This window comes from Roseovarius sp., from assembly GCF_018066915.1.
Lineage (GTDB): Bacteria > Pseudomonadota > Alphaproteobacteria > Rhodobacterales > Rhodobacteraceae > Roseovarius.
Genome location: NZ_JAGPVV010000107.1, coordinates 1 through 3,837 on the forward strand (window position 1 = coordinate 1; position 3,837 = coordinate 3,837).

A 3,837-nucleotide genomic window follows, 5' to 3' on the forward strand; every position below is an offset into this window, starting at 1 on the left:
ATCGGCTGGCACGGAGATGATTGCATCATCCAGATCGGCACCGGAGGAAAGAGCAAGACGAATGTCAATGTAGTATAGTCGCTCAACTTTGGTGTCGCGGTTAGTTTTGACCCAAACCGGCTTTTGCGAATATGCCGCTTGGTAAAGCGATGTCATGCGCTGTTGACCATCAAGGAGAAGTTCCTCCGGCTGAGCGGCCGTTGTTGGAACACCCTCAAGGGTTCTAGGCTTGAAATCGACGGAACCGCCCGTCTGTAGAGTCAACAGGGCCCCGACAGGGTAACCTTTGGCAATCGATGCGATCAGGCTACGAACATCTTCATCTGTCCAAACGTAGTCACGTTGGAAATCAGGTAGTTGGAGGGTGCCTTTGTGGGCGTTTGCCAGCAAGTCTTTGAGGTCTTCTTTTTCGATACCGAACATCAAACGCTTTCCTTCAGCTTAAAATTGTCGATCAGCACGGTAATCCAACCATTTTTTTCTGGGTGGATCAGTAGATTTATGCGGCCATTTTCAGTTCCATGGCGGCCGTGATGCCGCCAATGTCCACGTTGGGGCGGTCGTTGTTATAAGTCCATAACCATTATGTCGCGTGATCTTGTGCCGACTCGAGGCATTCGAGAATGTCGTCGCGCTTGTGTGCGTGGTTCGCATGATAGTGGGTAGTCAATCCGCGGGAAGCGGGGCACTAATTTCGCACGATGTGGGGCAGGTCTGGTCGGTAAATTGAGGATAGTTGCGCCTCCTGAAATGAAGGAGTGGCTTGATGCCGACAGGACGATTGAACACGCGCCGTATTCGAGATTTTCTGCGACTGAGTTTGGGCAGAACCTAAATGAGCGAGTTATTGTGGCCTCTCTTGGTCTAAGCGCAATGATTGGGCTAGGATTGCGCACTCTGTGCCCTCATCCTTCTTGGTGGGTCGCTGGGGCTAGTCAGACTTCACACGTGACAGCGCAGATCAGGTAGGTTACTGTGGTTGCGCCGTCCCGCAACCAAATCAAACTCCTCAACAATATCAAAGGCTTGAGTTTCCGCGCTCAGTCCTTTCTGCGTTTATCGCCCAAAGCCGGCGAGAGCAGCGCCGCAAGTGCGCCTTCCAGTTGAACCGACAGCCGCCCCGTGGCCGGATCGCGCTTCAGCACGGTAATCCCCCCGGCCCGCGTCTTCGGTGACGCCAAGATGACCACCGCGCCACTCAATCGCCTCACCCACCGCTGCCACATTCTCGAGACTGGCACTGACAGCAATGGCCGAAACGCGACCTCTGAGAGAGCCAAAAGTTAAGGGAGGAAGACAGCAACATTGATGCCATCATGAATTGGCAAACATAAAGACCGGGCGGGTCAAATCTCAGTGACATCCAACAGACGAGGCGCTCATTCTTCTCGAAAGGCTTTCTCGAATTGATCCATCAGAGGTCGCGCGAAATAGGCCGCCGCAGTTTGTTCTTGGGTGGAGAGATAGACTTCGGTTGGCATCCCCGGCATCAAGGCGAGACCATTCAGCCTTGCAAACTCTTCGGGCGATATATCGACATAGCCGATATAGAACGGCTCACCGGTGGATGCCGAAATTGTCGTTGCTGGTGAAATGTGCGACACTGTGCCGAGGATTTCGGGCGTTGTGCGGTGGTTGAAGGACGAAAACCGGACACGAGCCGTCTGATCAAGATACACTTGGTCGATGGCTGTGGTCGGAAGTTGAACCTCTATCCGCAACTCGGCCGACGCCGGGACAATTGTCGCCAATATCTCGGCTGGGGTGATGACCCCGCCTTCGGTGAACACTGACAGTTCGTTAATCCGCCCGGAAATTGGTGCGCGTATTTCAGTACGCGAAAGCCTATCCTGCACCGCGGTCAACCGGTCTGACAGTTCCTGAATGCGCGCCTCTACGACCGTTAGCTCGCGTTGGGCCTCATTTCTTGCAACCTCGTCCACGGAAAGAATCCGCATCTCGATCTCGCTGATCCGCGAACGGGACCGCGCAATATTGGCGTCAAGTTCGCCAAGTTTGCCACGCATCTGAACCAGTTCGCGCTTTGCTTCATCCACGCGAGGCATTTGGATCAAGCCCTTCTCGAACAGGCTTACAACGCGCGAGTGGCTTTCTTCCACAAGGGCCAATTCATCTGTCAACGCCGAGCGCTGCGATACCAGCGCCACAATTTCCTCGTCTACCTGAGCGATACCGAGTTTGAGTTGTTCGCGCTGATTCTCGCGGTTCGCAATATTGCCAGCGTGGAGGCGCAGTTCACCTGACATCAACTCGTTTTGCTGTGGATCAGACATAGAAAGACGCTTGGGAAATCTGATCTCGACGGCACCTTCACGGTCTGCAACGAGTCGCGCGCGCCGGACCTCGGCCTCGTCGAGTTGCGCGGAAAGGATTGAGAGCTCTGCCCGCGATTGCGCGTCATCAAGACGAAACATAATCTGACCGGCCTCGACTTCGTCACCTTCGCGCACGGAAATCTTTTCAACAATCCCACCGTCTCGGTGCTGAACCTGCTTGAGGTTCTGATCGACCTTGACTGTCCCCATTGCGATTACTGCGCCTGTCAAATTCGCATTGAACGCCCAAGCACCCATGCCTCCTAGCAGCCCAAACATCATGAGGATGCCAAGTATAATGCGTCCACGGAGCCGGTCGAAGGCCGCTGCCTTTTGAGGCGTGTTTGACACAGAACCAGATCTAGCCATTCCAATAATCCTTCTGTTCAGCGCGTCAGGCGTGTTCAATCACGAGAATGTGGTCACCTTCGATCCGCAACTCTAGGTCAATGACCCTGTCACGGTTGAAATCGACCTCAATGACGGTTCGGCGATAATCGTCGCTCCAATCGTGGTGATAGGTCAGCCGGGGTTCATCCACGTCGAGCGCGTCGGCGTAATCATCCAAGTCATCTTCGATACGCTCCTCGAGGGATTTCTGCGCTTTGCGGATTTCTCTATGACCCGCCCCCGAGCCGATCCAGATCCGGTCATCGCTATCGAAATCATTGATCTGATAAAATGACCGGATGATATCAACTGTGTCGCCCTGTACAAAATTGTAGAGATCTGAACCGCCGTTGCCGGTCAGGGAAGCCTGTCCAGACCCTGCGCGAAAATGGTCGTCGCCGGTGGTTCCAACATAATCCTCGAACCCGCCAAAACTGTCGTCACCGATGCTCTCGCCAGAGGCCACACCCATGATCAGATCGAGGTCAACACTGTCTGTCGCACCCGAATAGTTAAGTTGATCGTGGCCCGTATCGCCGGAATATGTATCGGATGCGCCATCGTCGTCTGCGACTACAATGTCATCACCCGCCCCGCCCGAGACAGTATCTTCGTCTGCGCCTCCCGAGAGGATGTCGTTACCGTCACCCCCATAGAGGCTATCCTGACCAGCGTCTCCGAATACAATGTCGTCGTCATCTCCCCCATCCAGGAGGTCGTCTCCGTATCCCCCGAACAGCACGTCATTCCCAACTCCGCCGTGGGATATGTCGTCGCCATCGTCTGAGGAGATCACATCGTCGCCACTGTCACCTGCGAGTAGATCAGCGCCGGCCCCCCCAGACAAGGCGTCGTCACCGCTGCCGCCAAAGATCTGGTCCTCGCCGTCACCGCCGTTGAGGGCGTCGTCGCTAGCATTGCCATGGATGAGATCGTCGCCCTCTTCGCCTTGCACCTCGTCATCCCCGGCACCCGCAACGACGGTATCATCACCGCTGCCGCCAAAGATCTGGTCCGCGCCGTCACCGCCGTTGAGGGCGTCATCGCCAGCGTCTCCGTGGATCACGTCGTTGCCGCCCTCGCCATAGAGACGGTCGTCACCTGCACCACC

3 protein-coding genes and 2 pseudogenes are annotated in these 3,837 nt (G+C 55.5%); 1 reads left to right on the forward strand and 4 read right to left on the reverse strand.

The window, feature by feature from the left end; all coding sequences use genetic code 11:
* The coding region (locus tag KBT70_RS05880; protein WP_296629703.1) for a DUF262 domain-containing protein at nt 1-423 on the reverse strand (423 nt) is incomplete at its 3' end.
* Nucleotides 424-499: 76 nt separating this feature from the next.
* Nucleotides 500-613: pseudogene (locus tag KBT70_RS05885) on the reverse strand (IS3 family transposase); the annotation flags it as partial.
* 545 nt (nt 614-1,158) lie between these two features.
* On the opposite strand from KBT70_RS05885, the pseudogene KBT70_RS05890 reads away from it, so the two are divergent.
* Nucleotides 1,159-1,287: pseudogene (locus tag KBT70_RS05890) on the forward strand (ATP-binding protein); the annotation flags it as partial.
* A 92-nt stretch (nt 1,288-1,379) separates the two neighbouring features.
* Here KBT70_RS05890 and KBT70_RS05895 read toward each other — a convergent pair.
* Both KBT70_RS05895 and KBT70_RS05900 read right to left on the reverse strand, forming a co-directional pair.
* Nucleotides 1,380-2,705 carry an HlyD family type I secretion periplasmic adaptor subunit gene (locus tag KBT70_RS05895; RefSeq protein WP_296629705.1) on the reverse strand — a complete coding sequence of 442 codons (1,326 nt, stop codon included), beginning with the start codon at nt 2,703-2,705 and terminating at the stop codon, nt 1,380-1,382.
* A 25-nt stretch (nt 2,706-2,730) separates the two neighbouring features.
* Nucleotides 2,731-3,837 (reverse strand): calcium-binding protein (locus KBT70_RS05900; protein ID WP_296629707.1); only part of this gene is annotated, 1,107 nt, incomplete at its 5' end.

Coding starts and splice junctions, on each gene's coding strand:
- KBT70_RS05895 (WP_296629705.1), bottom strand. CDS start 2,705: ATGGCTAGATCTGGTTCTGTGTCAAACACGCCTCAAAAGGCAGCGGCC.